Annotated in this window: 20 protein-coding genes; 12 read left to right on the forward strand and 8 right to left on the reverse strand. The window is 43.9% G+C overall.

Annotation, left to right across the window (positions count from 1 at the left end):
- Positions 1 to 152: 152 nt before the first annotated feature.
- Complete coding sequence (locus ACJJI6_RS05110; protein ID WP_475712685.1) at positions 153 to 713, forward strand: putative adhesin; 561 nt, start codon at positions 153 to 155, stop codon at positions 711 to 713.
- Between the two features lie 38 nt (positions 714 to 751).
- A complete protein-coding gene (locus tag ACJJI6_RS05115; RefSeq protein ID WP_475712686.1) occupies positions 752 to 949 on the forward strand; it encodes a transposase family protein in 198 nt (65 codons plus the stop codon).
- A gap of 161 nt (positions 950 to 1,110) precedes the next feature.
- Here the strand turns inward: ACJJI6_RS05115 and ACJJI6_RS05120 are convergent, their stop codons facing one another.
- Entirely contained in the window at positions 1,111 to 1,452 is a 342-nt protein-coding gene (locus tag ACJJI6_RS05120; RefSeq protein ID WP_475712687.1) for an IS30 family transposase, read from the reverse strand.
- Positions 1,453 to 1,529: 77 nt separating this feature from the next.
- Between ACJJI6_RS05120 and ACJJI6_RS05125 the strand changes: the two genes are divergently transcribed.
- The 4 genes from ACJJI6_RS05125 (at position 1,530) to ACJJI6_RS05140 (ending at position 5,453) form a co-directional block, all read left to right on the forward strand.
- Positions 1,530 to 1,790, forward strand: coding sequence for a hypothetical protein (locus ACJJI6_RS05125; protein ID WP_475712688.1), 261 nt, complete (start codon positions 1,530 to 1,532; stop codon positions 1,788 to 1,790).
- 433 nt (positions 1,791 to 2,223) lie between these two features.
- Entirely contained in the window at positions 2,224 to 2,496 is a 273-nt protein-coding gene (locus tag ACJJI6_RS05130) for a class I SAM-dependent methyltransferase (protein WP_475712689.1), read from the forward strand.
- 1,002 nt (positions 2,497 to 3,498) lie between these two features.
- Positions 3,499 to 4,629 carry a hypothetical protein gene (locus tag ACJJI6_RS05135; protein ID WP_475712690.1) on the forward strand — a complete coding sequence of 377 codons (1,131 nt, stop codon included), beginning with the start codon at positions 3,499 to 3,501 and terminating at the stop codon, positions 4,627 to 4,629.
- A 2-nt stretch (positions 4,630 to 4,631) separates the two neighbouring features.
- Positions 4,632 to 5,453 (forward strand): hypothetical protein, encoded by an 822-nt coding sequence (locus ACJJI6_RS05140; protein ID WP_475712691.1) that lies wholly within the window; start codon positions 4,632 to 4,634, stop codon positions 5,451 to 5,453.
- Between the two features lie 267 nt (positions 5,454 to 5,720).
- Here ACJJI6_RS05140 and ACJJI6_RS05145 read toward each other — a convergent pair whose 3' ends face one another.
- A complete protein-coding gene (locus ACJJI6_RS05145; protein WP_475712692.1) occupies positions 5,721 to 6,314 on the reverse strand; it encodes an FMN-dependent NADH-azoreductase in 594 nt (197 codons plus the stop codon).
- A 101-nt stretch (positions 6,315 to 6,415) separates the two neighbouring features.
- Here ACJJI6_RS05145 and ACJJI6_RS05150 point away from each other — a divergent pair, with 101 nt between their 5' ends.
- Positions 6,416 to 6,865, forward strand: coding sequence for a LysR family transcriptional regulator (locus ACJJI6_RS05150; protein ID WP_475712693.1), 450 nt, complete (start codon positions 6,416 to 6,418; stop codon positions 6,863 to 6,865).
- A gap of 43 nt (positions 6,866 to 6,908) precedes the next feature.
- Here the strand turns inward: ACJJI6_RS05150 and ACJJI6_RS05155 are convergent, their stop codons facing one another.
- Complete coding sequence (locus ACJJI6_RS05155; protein ID WP_475712694.1) at positions 6,909 to 7,214, reverse strand: PhnD/SsuA/transferrin family substrate-binding protein; 306 nt, start codon at positions 7,212 to 7,214, stop codon at positions 6,909 to 6,911.
- Between the two features lie 4 nt (positions 7,215 to 7,218).
- Complete coding sequence (locus ACJJI6_RS05160) at positions 7,219 to 7,527, reverse strand: PhnD/SsuA/transferrin family substrate-binding protein (RefSeq protein ID WP_475712695.1); 309 nt, start codon at positions 7,525 to 7,527, stop codon at positions 7,219 to 7,221.
- Positions 7,528 to 8,301: 774 nt separating this feature from the next.
- On the opposite strand from ACJJI6_RS05160, the gene ACJJI6_RS05165 reads away from it, so the two are divergent.
- Positions 8,302 to 9,471 (forward strand): hypothetical protein, encoded by a 1,170-nt coding sequence (locus ACJJI6_RS05165; RefSeq protein WP_475712696.1) that lies wholly within the window; start codon positions 8,302 to 8,304, stop codon positions 9,469 to 9,471.
- Positions 9,459 to 10,295 (forward strand): hypothetical protein, encoded by an 837-nt coding sequence (locus ACJJI6_RS05170; protein ID WP_475712697.1) that lies wholly within the window; start codon positions 9,459 to 9,461, stop codon positions 10,293 to 10,295. The genes ACJJI6_RS05165 and ACJJI6_RS05170 overlap by 13 nt, the downstream gene beginning before the upstream one ends.
- A 126-nt stretch (positions 10,296 to 10,421) precedes the next feature.
- Here ACJJI6_RS05170 and ACJJI6_RS05175 read toward each other — a convergent pair whose 3' ends face one another.
- Positions 10,422 to 11,015: an FMN-dependent NADH-azoreductase gene (locus ACJJI6_RS05175; RefSeq protein ID WP_475712698.1), complete on the reverse strand. Its 594-nt coding sequence runs from the start codon at positions 11,013 to 11,015 to the stop codon at positions 10,422 to 10,424.
- Positions 11,016 to 11,116: 101 nt separating this feature from the next.
- Between ACJJI6_RS05175 and ACJJI6_RS05180 the strand changes: the two genes are divergently transcribed.
- Entirely contained in the window at positions 11,117 to 12,049 is a 933-nt protein-coding gene (locus tag ACJJI6_RS05180; RefSeq protein WP_475712699.1) for a LysR family transcriptional regulator, read from the forward strand.
- A 45-nt stretch (positions 12,050 to 12,094) separates the two neighbouring features.
- Here ACJJI6_RS05180 and ACJJI6_RS05185 read toward each other — a convergent pair whose 3' ends face one another.
- Entirely contained in the window at positions 12,095 to 12,976 is an 882-nt protein-coding gene (locus ACJJI6_RS05185) for a putative selenate ABC transporter substrate-binding protein (protein ID WP_475712700.1), read from the reverse strand.
- A 539-nt stretch (positions 12,977 to 13,515) separates the two neighbouring features.
- On the opposite strand from ACJJI6_RS05185, the gene ACJJI6_RS05190 reads away from it, so the two are divergent.
- Positions 13,516 to 14,343, forward strand: coding sequence for an alpha/beta hydrolase (locus ACJJI6_RS05190; RefSeq protein WP_475712701.1), 828 nt, complete (start codon positions 13,516 to 13,518; stop codon positions 14,341 to 14,343).
- A 129-nt stretch (positions 14,344 to 14,472) separates the two neighbouring features.
- Here ACJJI6_RS05190 and ACJJI6_RS05195 read toward each other — a convergent pair whose 3' ends face one another.
- Positions 14,473 to 14,934, reverse strand: a complete 462-nt coding sequence (locus ACJJI6_RS05195; RefSeq protein WP_475713438.1) for a DUF1097 domain-containing protein — start codon at positions 14,932 to 14,934, stop codon at positions 14,473 to 14,475.
- Positions 14,935 to 15,050: 116 nt separating this feature from the next.
- A complete protein-coding gene (locus tag ACJJI6_RS05200) occupies positions 15,051 to 15,860 on the reverse strand; it encodes an SDR family oxidoreductase (RefSeq protein ID WP_475712702.1) in 810 nt (269 codons plus the stop codon).
- 58 nt (positions 15,861 to 15,918) lie between these two features.
- Between ACJJI6_RS05200 and ACJJI6_RS05205 the strand changes: the two genes are divergently transcribed.
- A complete protein-coding gene (locus ACJJI6_RS05205; protein WP_475712703.1) occupies positions 15,919 to 16,809 on the forward strand; it encodes a LysR family transcriptional regulator in 891 nt (296 codons plus the stop codon).
- Positions 16,810 to 16,838: the final 29 nt, after the last annotated feature.

Consider the following 16,838-nt stretch of genomic DNA (forward strand, 5'->3'; position numbering starts at 1 on the left):
GTTCGGAAAGCAGGTTTGTGGCTATTAATAGCGGGCGGGGTGAGGCCCTTACGGATTTTACCGTTGATCTGAATTTATTAATCTGTAAGTATTTAATACAGCTAGACCCGGATAGGGAATTTTAAATAACCTTTTAATTGATAGAGATTGTTATGGAAACTCGTGAATTCGGAAACGTAATAGTACATAGGAAAAGTAACGCGAGTGGGAATGAGGCCATTCTTTATGCGCATGGTTCATTTGATAAAGGCTCCGCAACTGTGGCGCTGCCAAAAGACGTATCAATGTACTTTTACTCCTTTCATGGATCTGCTTCTACTGATCATGCAGTCAAAAGTTTGACTAAAACGGGTAAGCCTGCCGACGAGGATAACGAGAATGGTTTAGTCAAATTTAGCGAAGCTAAAATATTTCTGAAAATGGGATCTGGGAAAGTGATCTCTATTGCTGGCTACGGTTCAGATGTTCGCAACTATAATCTTTCGTATAACGAAAAAAGCCTTCCACACCTGGATAATATCAAAACCGCTTGGGAAAGTGGACTTCATGACCACGATCTGATTTTAGTGAAAGAGGGTGCCAGCATTAAATTGGCTGATGTTTTCGAGGTTATCACTAAAAACAACTTAAAATACGATAGGGTACATTTCACTGCTTGTCGGTCACCTAGTCGAGGGAATGATTTTGACCAGCAGAAGCCGTACCCGTACTAACTTATAGAATTTCCGCTCATACCCTAATTCTATGGGGTATGAGTATTAATGGTGCTTTACCGAGGGCAGTCCCAAGCCTTTTACACTACTTTGGCGATATGGAAGATCCTAGGCTTGGTCGACGCAAGCAGCACGCCCGACCCGATATTTTACTTATCATGTTTTGCGGTGTCATTTGTGGAGCAAAAATCTGTAGAGATTTGTTGATTTCGCAGAGTCGAAGAAGGATTATCTAAAAAGATTCACACTGCTAAATAACGGAACATCCTCAAAAAACACTTTTAACCGGGAGGTTTCGTAAGCGATTAAGCAAGCCCACCTAAAATACCCACCAACTTTTCTCTACTCTCCTGTTTTTTAACGATCAGGAATTCTCAATGAGCACCCAGAGCACTAGCTAGACTGCCAACATAAGTGACAGACGCTTACCCACCAGAAATTCCAGTGGGCTCCAATAATTTAACATCACTCTAGGTCGGGCATTAATACGATACACTGCATCGTCAATTTGTCTGTTCGGTAGCTTGCTAACCTCTATCCCTTTTGGAAAGAAACGCCTCACCAGTCCATTGGTAATTTCGCTCAAGCCACGCTCCCACGAGTGATACGGTTTGGCAAAATATATATTGCAGCCTAGTTTCCGCGCGGTCGACTGATGCCCGGCGAATTCACCTCCGTTGTTGTAAGTTATGGTTTTACACACGGACTGATAAGACTTCAGCAATCTGTTTGATTGCACGGCCCTCTGTCTTCTTACTCCTATTTGATATTCTGCGAGTGAGCAACTTAAAAATTGAAGAGTCTAAGGACGATTCAATGGTAGTGCATGTTCAGATTTCAGGTATAAAGATTAATAACCCTAATAGTGGAGAGGTCATTGAGGAAATTACTCATATGCCGTTTTCAATTGAGGCGCTAGGGTCAAGCATATCTGAACTGATGGGGGAGTGTGAGATACCTGATTATGAGGATGGCTATAATTCATGGAAGCGTGAATATATTAATGGCAATGCCGGAGTGTTCACTATTTCTATAGGAGAGGCAGTGGAGTATATGGATGATGCGGTGAGCAGCTAAATAATAGTCTTTTTACTACATTTCAAAAACAAATATCCTTTTATGTGATAACCGTCTCAAACTTACAGCCCCTAATTAGAGTTGCAGGGGCTCAACGCATTGAATTATATCGAGAAGGCAACTCTATTCGTTTAGTAAAAGCTCACTATTTCTGATGGTTCAGTTGGCAAAATGCATATTGTGGAATCAAGTTGCAGCTAAACAGGATTGGGGTCTCTGTAAGAAATACTTAACCTGAATAGAGCTGACTTGCCAAGGCCGTCAATATGCTTTGAGTTCCTCAAGGATGAAAGTGGAACACCAGTACCCTATAAATGTTCGTTTTGGAAATACATTTCTTGGTACAATCGTCTCGTATTTGTGGTGAAATAGAATTGCTTGTTTCAAATGGCCTTAGATTCGGAGTGAGTGAGGTGGTAGCGGGAGAATGTCAATGTTTATTGCTGACTCTGACAAAGAGTGGGAAAAGTTTGGTAAAGAAGATGCTTATTACGGTGTTCTAACCGAAGAAAAATTTAGGAAGGAAAACTTAACAGATAGCGCGAAGCAAGATTTCTTTAAAACGGGACAAAGCCATGTTCACAATATACTGACAAAAGTGAAACAACATGTAGATGATAGCTTTGTCGCCAAGAGGGCGCTTGATTTTGGCTGTGGAGTTGGAAGAGTAGCGATCCCTTTAGCGTATATTGCTAAAAAATGTTGAATTTGTGAAAGCTGATGAGAAGCTCTCTAGTTCAGGGGAAATTCAACTTCATCCACTCCTTTATAGTGTTTTAACATATCCCTGTTAAAAAAGGGCAAAGACTATTTAGTCTTCTGCTTGATAAGTTAGAATCGGGCGGGGTTTGCGTTGCCCATTTTTCATATACCAAAACTTCAAAGGTTGACTTCATTTTTGAGTAGTACTGTGCCTTTTTCAGGAAATATCCTTAACCTTCTTAAAGGCGAGCCTTTTATGGCTCCAAGAATGCAGATGAATAACTATGATTTAAATAGGTTGCTATCCCAAATTCAAAGGGAGGCTATGTTACATTGCTATTTAGGTTTTACAGATAATGGCGGTGCGCTTGGGGTAACACTCTATTTCAAAAAAGTGTAAAGAGGCGGTAGTCATTTTCACAGTTCGTACCTTCCTCCCAATAGACTTAGTTTAAAATTCTACGAATTAATACATGTCGTGTTTGTTAGTTTATAATTGGTGGCAAAGCCATATAGATCCCTGGGTGTGACATGTATTTTCTATTCCCCTCATACTTTTAATCGAGCATAACCTGCGGCCTTGGAGGTCAAATTGTAATCCAGTGGTTGGCTTTGAGAAAAAGATATAGTATTTCTCGGGTGGTTTTTTGCTTGCTATTACAAATAGCTCCTGTTTGACAAATGGGTAGTGAAAAATGGCGTTTTTGAAAAGATATTACTGGGTTTAGCGCTGAATTGATGTGGCCAGGTTTTAGTTGATGTTTCATTGGTGGTTGGAACGATAATTTCTGTTTCGTAGAGAATATAGAAGAGCCAACAATTGGCGTAATTAAAACACAAGTCTCAAATAAAAAATGGCGGCTTGAAAGTGATTTAAAAGGCTCATTTTTGCGAGATAGGTCACAGAGGAATGCATTTAAGAGGGGGGGCGGGGTCATCGATGTCTAGTTTTTCTATGTTAATATCCTTGTAAGATTATGTCGGATAGTTTCAGGGATGAGTATTCATGAGTGGTTACAAGAACTTTATTTTTTTTCATCCAAAAACAACAGGGATGCAAGATGGTAGGGCTGTTTTTATCGACCCGAACTTACTCCCCAGGTTTATTGATTTAGTAGATATAGGCTCTGCTGAAGGCAAAAGAACTGCAAGTAAGCTGATCGAGCTTAGAGGGGCCGCAGGGGGAATTACTGCTGACAGCAACCTAAAAACAGCAGGTGTACACCGCGAAGCAATGGGTGTTGTAGAGGTTCTTTACGAGGTGGTTCAGCAAGGGGGTCCTGAGAACAGGGGAGCAGGGGTTTATATCAAAAAAATAAGGCGGGCCAATGGAAGCTCTGGCTCAGCAGCTCTGCCAGCGGGTTTTTATAAGTCGATTTTGGAAGATGAAAGTTGGGCGTTGAGGCCAATAAAGAATGAAGTTATTCCAACAGCAGTGGGAGCAATAGGTGCCGTCTTTGATGAAACCGCTTATGATGCCCTATCTACTGCAAAGGAGTATGGTGAATATTTTCAGGCTTCAGGAAAGGTAAGCCATAAACTGCTGAATAATAGTTTCTCACTTTACTATGCACCTAGCTTTGTAGTTGATGAGCTTGGAGGGTGGGAAACAAAATCCCAGAAGCTCTTAGGGCCTAATGCTGGGCCTGAAGAGCTGGCTCGTATTTTAAATAAAGCGGAGAGGTCCTGGGATGAGAGGGATCAAACCATAAAATACCACTGGTATGTCTTTAAAGAAGGGGCAAAAATACTCCATCGAGCCTTAAAAATATTTAAGCAAAAAGCGGGTGGGAAAAAATTGCAGCAACACGGTTTCTACTTTGTTAACCCGCGAGAAAATCTAGGTTTATTGATGCAGGAGGTTGAAGCTATTGGCGCGCAGACGAAAAAGACTAGTTACGAACATGAGATGGTGGATGATATCGCTAGTAAGGTACATCAAATAAAGGATAGTAATTGTGCTGTGAGAGGCCTACAAAAAGTAGTGGATGCTCCTTGGAGCAGATTTGATACAGATTTGCAAAAGTGCAGTAGCTATTACCAGGAGAAATTGATAGCTAGCGGTGATAGCAGTCGAACTTTTGCGGACGCAGTTAACCATATTAGAAGCGAACTTAAAAGTGGCTGGGGTGGTTGATTGTGGCTTACGTGGATTCGCTGGACTTAAACTCTCCGATTATCGAACAGCTTGATGAAATTTACTGGTCACCCTTTGACATGATGCCAATACACCAGTTTGACCTTGGTTTATGGTATCTCTCGTTTAACGGAAAGCTATTACAGCAAACCTATGGAGGTAGGAAGTATGCCCCATATGTCACACACATTAATAAGGAAGAAAGTTACCCTAGGTTCTATGGTGGACAACCTATGTGGGACAAAGAAAGTCCTTATATTTGGTTTACCTTCCACCCTATCAGGACGACATGTAGTGTCCATGTGGGGCCGGATGATACATGGATTGTGGGTGGTGGCTATTTCTCAATTCGGGTGATTCAAGTACAAGAAGCATCTAAATCTGGAGTCTTTGAGCTCTCTGATTGCAGCCAATTAAAGCAGTTTATATTTAAAAAGCATAAAGATTCACTAGAGCGCCTGCTAGAGTCAGGAGATGAGGACCGATTTAGCGCCTGGACCCCAGATGAGATCCAAAAGTACAAAATTAAGGGCCGGGATTGGTATGAAATTGTTGACGGAACTCGAGCTTTAAACTGGTGCTTTAACTTATATACTCACTTATCCGATAAGCACCTGCTGTGTATCACTTATGAGCCCAGACAGTTCTGGCCGCCTTATCATGTTCCTAGTGAAAAAGCTTTGCTGGTCAGTAAATCCCCCATGTGGGATTTTATGGATAATTTAGAGCTTTCCAAAATGGAGGAGGGTGGCCAGGTGAATACTGGCACCTTGGAGCGAGAAGCCGATATTTCTGGAGAAGATGAATTTGATAGTAGCTGGTAAGCTAACTTAGTAAGTCGGCGAGAGTAACTATGGCTTGTGAGGACTTGCTACATAGTGGCCAAGTGTCCTCGGATAATAAGACGAAATTTCCTCTAGCGTTGGATTTCTATTGGGGTTGCAAACACATTGCTATCAACTTTCAGAAGATCTAAATGAGAATTTACATAGCTAGAATGGGTCAAGTAATAATCATCTGAGTTTTTTATTTAGAGGGGGGGAAGCCTCCCCCCTTCAAGTATTCACATACAGACTTGTTAGCTTTCTATTTTACATAAGCTCTGCAATACGCTTCTCTGCAGCAGCCAACGACTTCTCTTTTGCTTCTTCTCCCATTGCCAAGCCTTCAGCATAGACAAACTCCACATCAGTAATACCAACAAACCCCAAGAACTGTCGAAGGTAATTACTTTGGGGATGATCGTCACCATAAACACCACCCCGTGAAATGAAGATGATGGCCTTTTTGTTCCTTAATAAGCCCTCAGGGCCGTTTTCGGTATATCGGAATGTTACCCCGGCACGTGCAATAAAGTCGAAGTAGGTGTGCAAATTAGACGGGACGTTGAAGTTATACATCGGGATACCTAGCACCAGCAGATCTGCAGATGATATCTCCTCTATCAACTTGTCCGAAAGTTCTGCAATTTCACTTTGCTTGTTTGAACGGCTATCAGCTGGCGTATTGTGGGCTTGAAAGTGCTCCAGGCTCAGATGAGGTACAGGCTCGGATACCAAGTCACGATGGATGATTTCATCTTCCGGGTTCTTAACCTTCCAGCGCGCTATGAAATTGTCCGCAAGTTGAGATGACTGGCCGTTCTCTTGAAAGAGGCTGGACTTGATGTTGAGTACCTTTGCCATGACTGCTTCCTCGTAACTAACTTTGTATGACGCTATTGAAACATTCATTAAATTGATTAAAAATTAGAATTATCTGCTTATTTATATCGAAAAATTCGATCATGAAACAACAGTTAACGCAATTATCAAACCCAAAGATCACTCTTGAGCAGTGGCGTTGCTTGATAGCGGTAGTTGAAGGGGGAGGGTATGCAAAGGCCGCCGAGCTACTGCACAAGAGTCAGTCGTCGGTAAGCTATTCGGTGCAGAAGTTGGAATCACTACTGGCTGTAGCGGTTTTCACCATTAGTGGACGCAAGGCGATTCTGACTCCCGCAGGTGAGATGCTCTACCGTCACGCAAAGCAATTACTGGAGGATGCTTCTGCATTGGAGCAGGCCGCCAGCCGGGCCTCGGCTGGATGGGAGTCCCAGATTGCGATTTCCGCGGAGGTGCTATTCCCAATTTGGTTGTTGCTGGACTGCCTAGCGTTTTTTGGCGAAGAGAGCCCTCAGACTCGTATTGAAGTGCATGAGATGGTGATTAGAGGAGTGGAACTTTGGAGGCCTTAAATAAGAGAGGTTGATTCTGCAATTTGCCTAAGAAGCCGTTGCCTCAAGTTTCATCGACATCCCCACGAATTGTCCAATTGTAATCTGGATATCTCGGGGTCTTCCAGATCACTTGCACGTTGTTTTCGTCCACTTTGCCGGCTTTCTTTTCATTTTCCCACGCTTTGTGATTTAGGGTGCCAACCTGATACTTCCCAGAGTGCACAAGTTCCTGGGTGTTGGAATGGTCACGACCGAAGCCCCCTCGACTGAATACGTCGGCAGGGGGCTTGCCCAAGCGTATTTCGAATAAATGTTCCAGCATGAGCCGTCCAGAAGTGGTGCGCCCTGAACCAAAAGCAAAGGTCATACCCTCAATACCAGGAGGGAGCTCTTTTGAGGAGGGGGAGGCCAGTACTGCTATTCGCAATAAAAAAGGAGGTGAAATTTCGACCTCCCTCCCCCAGGGTAATAGCCTTGGTGACAGGTTCTGCAATACGGGCCTGCACTCCGGTAAATCTGCCGAACCAGGCCAACTGAATTTTGTTATTTTTAAAGGCTTCAACAGCATTTCTGTAGGAGCTCACCAGTAAGCACTTAACTTCAATCTCAAGCGTCTTGAACAAATACCGTGTAACTTTTCCAAAGTATTCACACAAAAAATTGAAGGCTATAATGTCCATTCAATGATGTTATCTTTCCAGATTTCAAGTATTAAGATTAATAACCCAAATAATGAAAAAGTCATTGAGGAAATCACCCATTTGCCATTTCCAATTGATGTATTAGGGGCGAGTTTGGATAAGCTAATGGTAATGCCGGAGTGCTCGATATTTCTGTTGGTTAATCCGTGATTTATATGGATGATGCGGTGGACGACTAAGAAATAAATTTATTACCATACTTCAACAAAAAATATTCTTCTGCATGACAGGCGCCTCAGTCTAAGGAACCCTATTTATTCAATATGCAATTATCATAGGGGCCTATTACGCATTCGCTCCCGAGCACCTCTATCTTCTTTATTTAAGTTACTCAGTGCTGCTGGAAGGTGGATTTGTATCCCAAAGGGAGCTTTGAATGGATTGTTACTTTTTAGGAGGGTGACCATTTTTTAGGTGTTTATATATTAGATGTTTTTGCAAATTAATGGCCTATTCTAAATTTGCTCTCTCTACTTTCCCCCTTCCTGATTGGTAGGATATTGAAGAGGTTCTCTTTGAGTACGGAGGTACAAGGTTTATTATTAAACTCAGGCACACATATTATAATGTTGTGGGACACTGGTTCCAGTAAGGTGAGTGTAGACATAAAATAAATTTATAGAACTTTTTTTGTGATGCAGATCACCTAGCTCTGCCTTCAGAGGAGAGATTTAACCGATGGGGGCTTCATAGTTTATGATATTATTTTGTTAATTGTTTTGTTGGGTTGCTATCAGACTAGGGATGAGGTGAATGAGAGACTACAACAATTTTATCTTTTTAGATAATCGTGTCAGAGGGGAAGTTGGCAAAGCAGTATATATCGATCCCGGGTTGCTTCCACGCTTTGTTGATTTAATAAATACCGGCGCTTCCTTAGGTCGAGGTATCGCACAGACTATGGGGTACCTCGGAGACCCCGAACAATTTATCAAAAAGTTAGAAGAGCTCAAAAGTACAGTGTCAGGTCTTACCTCAGATAGTTGTATAACTGAAGCGGGTAAGCATCGCCAGCCAATAGGTAATGTCGAAGTTAGCTATGTTGTACTTCAGGATGATGGTGCCAAGAATAGGGGGGCTGGTGTTTATATTACAGACCTAAAACGAATTAATGCAGGTAATAACTCTAAGGATTTGCCGGCAGGTTTTTATCAGTCGAAATGGAGAGACGGGAGCTGGGATCTAAGTCCGATTAAAAAAGATGAAACTATTCCCACCGTGATCGGGGCTATTGGTGCCAGCTTTGATGGTATCAAGTACGATGCCGAACTCACAGCCAATCGATTCGGAGGGTATCTCGCGGGAAATAATGGGGTAAATCAGCAACAGCTTAACAACAGTTTCTCACTCTATTATGCGCCCAGTTATATCGTCGATGAACTAGGAGTGTGGCAAACTTCAGCCCAGAAAATTGCTGGCCCTAATGCCGGTCCAGTTAAGTTGGCTCAGCTTCTTTATAAAACAATTCCCTGGGATGATAGGGATGATACTATAAAGCATCATTGGTATGTTTTCGGAGAAGGAGCTAAGATGCTTTCCCGGGCTTTAAAAGAATTTAGGCAGCTTGCTGGTGGCAAAAAACTGCAGCAGCACTGCTTTTATCTTGTCGACCCTCACGAAAACCTTGGCCTACTGAAGCGAGAGATGGACTCCGTAGGCGCACAGACTAAAAAGACAAGTTATAAGGCAACTAAGGGGCAGATAGCCAGTCAGATGCATCAAATAAAGGATGCAGATGGTACACTTCAAGCTCTGCAAAAAATGGATCAACCCTGGACTAATTTCGACAAAATAGCAGATCCTCTCCATGATTTTTACCAAAATCATCATATTCTTGGTAGCAATAAGGATCGTACTTTTTCAGAGGCGGTAAGATATATTAGAAATAATCTTAAAGATCTGGACGAGGGGTGGAAGAGATAATTATGGCCCATGTAGATTCACTGGACACAAATCGCCCCATTATTGAGCAGCTTGAGGAGATATATTGGCTACCTTTTAATATGGCGCCAGTGCATCACTACGACTTAGGCCCCTGGCACCTTTCATTGACTGGCGAGTTGGAGCCGCAATTGTATAGTGAGGGTAATTATGCCTCATATACTTCACACATTGATAATGAAAAGAGCTACCCAAGGTTTTATGGTAATCTACCGCGTTGGAACCATGAAAGCCCCTATGTCTGGTTTGATTTTCACCCTATTAGAACCGGTTGTAGGGTCGAGGTGGGGGAAGATGAGGTTTGGGTTGTTGGGAGTGCGGTCTTTGAGATAAGAGTGATACAGTTACGGGAGCTTGCTAAAGCTGGGGGCTTTAACCTTTCTGACAGCAACCAATTAAAGCAGTTTATATTTAAAAAGCATAAAGATTTATTGGAAGACCGGTTAGAGGACGGAGATGAGGACCGCTTTAGCGCCTGGACCCCCGACGAAATTAAAGAGTATAAAATTAAAGATAGAAGTTGGTATGAAATCATTGATGGAACTCGTGCGTTAAGCTGGTGCTTTAACTTCTATACCCACTTATCCGACAAACACCTTCTTTATATTGCATATACGCCTAGCCAGTTCTGGCCCCCTTACCACACTCCTAGTGAAAAAGCCTTACAGGTTAGTAAGTTCCCTCTATGGGATTTTCTGGACAATTTAGAACTTTCCAAAATGGAAGAGAGGGATGAGGTGATTACTGGTACGCTAGAGCGAGAGACCGATAGTTCTGAGGAAGATGAATCAGGCTATGGTTGGTAAGCCGTTTTAGTGAATGGGTCGCAATAGTTATGTGGTTTAGTTGCGGTCCATGTAGATTCCTTGAATCTAGGTGTCCCATTTTCGGGAAGCTTTAAATGGGGGGATTCTGCTCCCCCAAGTCACGTTTCACACTAGCTCAGCAATACGCTCTCTTGCCGTAGTCAGCGCCTTCTCTTTTGCATCTTCTCCCATTGCCAAGCCTTCAGCATAGACAAACTCCACATCAGTAATACCAACAAACCCCAAGAACTGTCGAAGGTAATTACTTTGGGGATGATCGTCACCATAAACACCACCCCGTGAAATGAAGATGATGGCCTTTTTGTTCCTTAATAAGCCCTCAGGGCCGTTTTCGGTATATCGGAATGTTACCCCGGCACGTGCAATAAAGTCGAAGTAGGTGTGCAAATTAGACGGGACGTTGAAGTTATACATCGGGATACCTAGCACCAGCAGATCTGCAGATGATATCTCCTCTATCAACTTGTCCGAAAGTTCTGCAATTTCACTTTGCTTGTTTGAACGGCTATCAGCTGGCGTATTGTGGGCTTGAAAGTGCTCCAGGCTCAGATGAGGTACAGGCTCGGATACCAAGTCACGATGGATGATTTCATCTTCCGGGTTCTTAACCTTCCAGCGCGCTATGAAATTGTCCGCAAGTTGAGATGACTGGCCGTTCTCTTGAAAGAGGCTGGACTTGATGTTGAGTACCTTTGCCATGACTGCTTCCTCGTAACTAACTTTGTATGACGCTATTGAAACATTCATTAAATTGATTAAAAATTAGAATTATCTGCTTATTTATATCGAAAAATTCGATCATGAAACAACAGTTAACGCAATTATCAAACCCAAAGATCACTCTTGAGCAGTGGCGTTGCTTGATAGCGGTAGTTGAAGGGGGAGGGTATGCAAAGGCCGCCGAGCTACTGCACAAGAGTCAGTCGTCGGTAAGCTATTCGGTGCAGAAGTTGGAATCACTACTGGCTGTAGCGGTTTTCACCATTAGTGGACGCAAGGCGATTCTGACTCCCGCAGGTGAGATGCTCTACCGTCACGCAAAGCAATTACTGGAGGATGCTTCTGCATTGGAGCAGGCCGCCAGCCGGGCCTCGGCTGGATGGGAGTCCCAGATTGCGATTTCCGTGGAGGTGCTATTCCCAATTTGGTTGTTGTTGGATTGCCTTGCGCTTTTTGGCGAAGAGAGCCCTCAAACTCGTATTGAAGTGCATGAGATGGTGATTAGTGGAACTTTAGAAGCCTTGAATGAGGGGAGAGTTGATTTTGCAATCAGCCCCAGAATACCGCTGGGCTACAACGGTGAATTACTGCCATCTCCTGCACGTCTAATCCCGGTGGCCCATCCCAAGCACCCCCTGCATGAACTGGACCGCCCGCTAACTATGAATGACCTACGCAATCATCGTCATCTGGTGGTTCGGGATACGAACCCCCAGAGTGGTAGTAAAACGCTCACGGTTGAAGTGGCTAAGCGGTGGACTCTAAGTAGCATGTCTTCTTTGATTGGCGCTGCTTGTAAAGGCTATGGTTTTTCATGGCTGCCAGAAGACAAAATTCTGAATGAGCTCACTGAGGGAAGCTTAAAACCCTTGCCCCTCCAAGGAGGAAGCAAAAGGGAGGTCCCTATGTACCTGATCTTCCCTAACCGGGACGATATCGGTCCCGGCGCACGGAGATTGGCGGCTATTATTAGGGACCGTTTGCAGGATCTGACACCCCCGGAGGCTTCTTAGCTAGGCCATGAACTGGTTAGTAGGGACAATTTGAACCTGATTCGCTCACTCATTATTTAACAAGCCAATTTCGTGAGCGGTCTCGACGATTGGCTGGTACATTGAGTTGTCTGCTTTGATAAACCCTTTGCGGGGAAATGCGGCAAGTAGTTTAGAGTCCCGCATATTCAAAATCGCTTGCTGGACCTTGTCTAAGAAGCCATTGCCCCAGGTTTCATCGACATCCCCACGAATTGTCCAGTTGTAATCTGGGTATCCTGGGGTTTTCCAGATCACTTGCACTTTGCTTTCATCCACTTTGCCGGCTTTCTTTTCATTTTCCCACACCTTGTGATTTAGGGCGCCAACCTGATACTTCCCAGATTGCACAAGATCCAGGGTGTTGGAGTGGTCACCTCCAAAGCCCACACGGCTGAACACCTCGGCAGGGGGCTTACCAAACGCTTTTCGAATAAAGTATTCCGGCATTAGACGTCCAGAAGTGGAGTGCTCTGAGCCAAAAGTAAATGTCATACCTTCAATACCACGGGGGAACTCTTTTGAAGGAGTGAGTCCAGTACTTTTATTCGCAATAAAATAGGAGGTGAAATTTTGATCTCCTTCTCCCTGGGCAATGGCCTTGGCGCCAGGCTCCGCAATACGGGCTTGTACTCCAGTAAATCCGCCGAACCAAGCCAATTGAACTTTGTTATTTTTAAAGGCTTCAACCGTATCGCTATAGGATTTGACCGGTATGTATTTAACTTCAACCCCAAGCGCGTCGGACAAATACTGTGCAACTTTGCCAAAGCGTTTTTGTAAGCGCTCTGGGTCCTGGTCTGGAATGGCAGTGAAAACAAAAGGTTTTGGGTTTTCTTGAGATGATACGAAGGGTACGCCGCACAGTATAACGAGGCTTAGAATAGACACGGTTAAACGCTTTAACATTCTTTTGGTCCTCTGCGGATCTGTAGTTCAAAATTTGTAGGATAAAACTAAAAGTTTAACTATAGGCGTTATATATAGATCAGAAAACCTGACTAAATTACATTTTCTTTATTTGGCTTAATAAAAGCGAGATGGCCTTATAATTTCTGTGCGCAATATCTGGCTTGTTAATATATTTGGCAGATATTTGTTTGTTAAATACTCTGTAGGTCTTAATTATTACAGGGTTCCTTCTTTGTTGAATAGCCTTTGTACGAAATATACTTATTCTTCGAACTGCTAATAGTAGACTTACGCGTTCATTAAGCAGGCCTAGCTCATATAAGGGCATCGGTCCGAAAGAGGTTTCAATGTCCATCCTTAGTGTTTCGAGGAGTACCCCATAAACCTGCCTCCTGAAAGATAAGCCTCGCCTCAGCATGAATTGCCCCGTAAGCCAGGGGAGTCACGAACTTGCTTAGAGGTTCTTCAGACTCTAGAGAGTTCCTTTGGTGTAAAATAGGCAGTTTAAGCCGGTAATTGCGGAGTTGACAGAGTAAATGAGTGAGTATGATGATCAGTTTAATCTGCGTAAGCGGCACCCATTTGGTAGAGTCCATCTGCTAATCAATGGGCTACAAAGCTATTTGGCTACACAAACCCTAAGAAACTCGCTGGATATCAGCTATGGAGATAGCTCCGGTGAGAAAGTAGATATATTTCCTGCTAAATCCCCCAATGCACCGGTATTTGTATTCATCCACGGAGGGTACTTCCGGGCGCTAGATAAAAAGCAATACCGGTATATTGCCAAGCCCTTTGTAGAGGCCGGGTGTACAGTTGCTTTGGTCAACTATGATTTGGCGCCCGCCGTCAGTGTTAAAGAAATTATTGAGCAAAATATAAAGGCATTCTTATGGATATATAAAAATATCGATCGCTGGAATGGCAACCCCAGTAATATAGTGATCTGTGGTCACTCTGTTGGGGCATTCCTTGTGGCTAAAATTTTAGAATTTGAGTGGACACCTGAAGTCCGTAGCTCAATTAGCGGCGCTATTATGTTAAGCGGGCTCTATGACTTAACAAAGATGAGGCAATCTTATCTCAATGAGTCTCTACGTTTATCAGAAGATGACGTTACTAATTTGAGTCCCATTTTTGGCGATATTAGATGTTTCACCAAAGCGATTGTTGCAGTAGGTGATGATGAGACTGCGGAATTTATTGATCAGTCAAAAAGATACTGTGGGAAGCTACAGCAAACGAAAAGCCCGTGCGAATATATACTTTTGAAAAATAAAAACCACTATACCGTATCGCGTATTTTAAGCAGTAGAAATAATGATCTAATGAATAAGATACTGGATATCTGCGGTGTGAATTGAGAGAGGGGGGATACGACTTAGCGCTCAATTTATATAGTTTTGAACATAAGTTGGGATTACCAGCTTAAGATCAGGGAGCCTCTTAAGGCCTCTAGGGTATTACTGAATAATGCCTAGACTCCCTGACTATCAAGTAGCGTTACCTTCTCCAGTAATAGATTGTAGGTAGGAGCAGCAATAGCCAGCGAGTATGCCAAGAGCGGTCACTATTGTCAGCCCAATCACTCCAGAAAGAGCATTTCCTGAATGGGCAGCAAAGAAAGTGATTAACCCTAAAAACCAGGCAATGATATTACCTACAAGTGGCAGTCCTCTTAGCGATACCACCACAAATGCAACGGAGAAAACTGTAACTGCAAAGGCAATGCTGCCTACCACTGGCTGCAAAAGGGTATTGACTATAGCTGCTGTCATTCCCATCAATATTCCCAGAGCAATACAAATCCCGCTGGAGATTGCACTTGAGGCAGAATTTGGCTGGGTAAAGAAAGCAACCCATCCAACAAACATGGCCCAGGGAGGAAGTTCTAGCATATAGCAAGTAAATGCTGCTGCACTGGCAACGGTTGCAGCGATAAGGGTGTCCCTGATGTATTTACCCTATAGTACCGGTGATTGAGCGGTCATTGGCTTTTAGTCCTAAATCATCCCTGCTCGGATAACGCTTAGCTGGGGATAGTTAAATAGAAGGGCGATTGTTTGTGAGGCTAGACAAGTCCACCATTGGCTCGTATGACCTGTCCATTGATCCAGCCACCTTGCTCACTGACTAAAAAGGCAATGGTATTTGCAATATCTTCAGGCCTGCCCAACCGTTCAAGTGGTGACATTTTGGCAAGAGTACTCACCATTTCATCGGTCTTTCCCGACAGGAATAGCTCGGTAGCGGTAGGCCCTGGGGCGACGGCATTCACGGTGATATATCTCCCTCGCAATTCCTTGGCGACTACCTGGGTCAGAGCTTCAACCGCTGCCTTGGTCGCCGCATATACGCTGTAAGTCGGCATACACAAATCGACAACACTCGAGGATAAGTTGACAATCCGGCCACCTTCTTGAAGCCTTGCGGTGGCTTCACGCATGACATTGAAGGTGCCCTTAAGATTTACAGCTACCTGACGATCGAAATCAGCTTCTTCACATTCTGCCAGAGGGGCTAGTTTCATAATGCCCGCATTATTGATGACAGTATTGATTCCACCAAAGGTGACTTCTGCCGAGTTGAATAGGCGTGAAACCGACTGTTGATCACTGATATCGGCTTGGGCAGTAACCGCCTTGCCACCCTCGGTTTCAATGCGCTTTACCAACTTTTCGGCAGCTGAAATATTACTTTCAAAGTTCACCAGAATGGTAAAGCCATCCTTTGCCAGGCGAGAGGCGATCGCCGCGCCTATGCCACGGGAAGCTCCTGTTACCAGTGCCACTTTCTCCATAATGATCTCCGTAGTGATTACTGGAGCCGCCCTTGCAGCTCCCTGATTTGGCTGTATTTCCATACTATTCGTGTTATTCATGTAGATAATCCGGCTAAAATGGAATCTATTGTTCCAAATAAACAAACAATAGGGCGATATGGATAAGCTGGATGCGATGCGCTTGTACGTGCGGATTGTGGAGCGGGGCAGTTTTACAGCCGCTTCTACTGATCTTGGGATTCCGAGGTCGACATCGACTCAGGTCATCAACCGGCTAGAGAAACGGCTGGGAGTCAGGTTGTTGCAGCGATCGACTCGCAAGGTCAGGGCAACACTGGATGGGGAACTGTATTATCAGCGCTGTATTTCAATACTTGCGGACGTAGAGGAAGCAGAAGGGGCATTTACAGGTTTATTGCCAGGCGGTGAGGTGCGGGTAGATGTACAAGGGACTATTGCCCGTCATTTTGTTATGCCGCAACTCCCCCAATTTTTTGCCCAGTATCCTGACATTTCTTTGGTAATGAGTGAGGGGGATCGATGGGTGGACTTAGTCCAAGAAGGGGTTGACTGTGCTATTCGCTATGGACACTTGGCAGATAGTGAGCTGATTGCCAGGCGTTTAACCATGCTGGAACGGCTTACATGCGCATCGCCGCAATACCTGGAACACTACGGCCACCCAAGCTCTTTGGAACAACTGAATGGTCACCGTGTTGTAGCGCTTCGCTCTATAACGACTGGGAAGTCTACGCCGCTCTCTTTTTGTCTTGGCGATAGGGTAGAGACGTTGCAAGTTCCGGCGCAATTGACGGTAACTGGGACAGAGAGTTACTTGGATGGCGTTAAGCGGGGGCTCGGATTAGCTCAGTTTCCAAAGTTTCATGTAGAAAAAGAGTTGGATGCAGGAAATTTAGTTGAAATATTGCCCAATTTTCGCCCGCCCAGCGAGCCGGTATCAGTTGTGTTCACCCAGAATCGCTTTTTATCTCCCAGGGTTAGGGCATTTATTGAGTGGCTAAGTAAAATATTTTCAGCTTCCATTTAAAGGATTGTGATTAAGCTTTCATTTGAATT

The sequence above is a fragment of the Microbulbifer maximicatervae (SeqCode) genome, assembly GCF_056232625.1.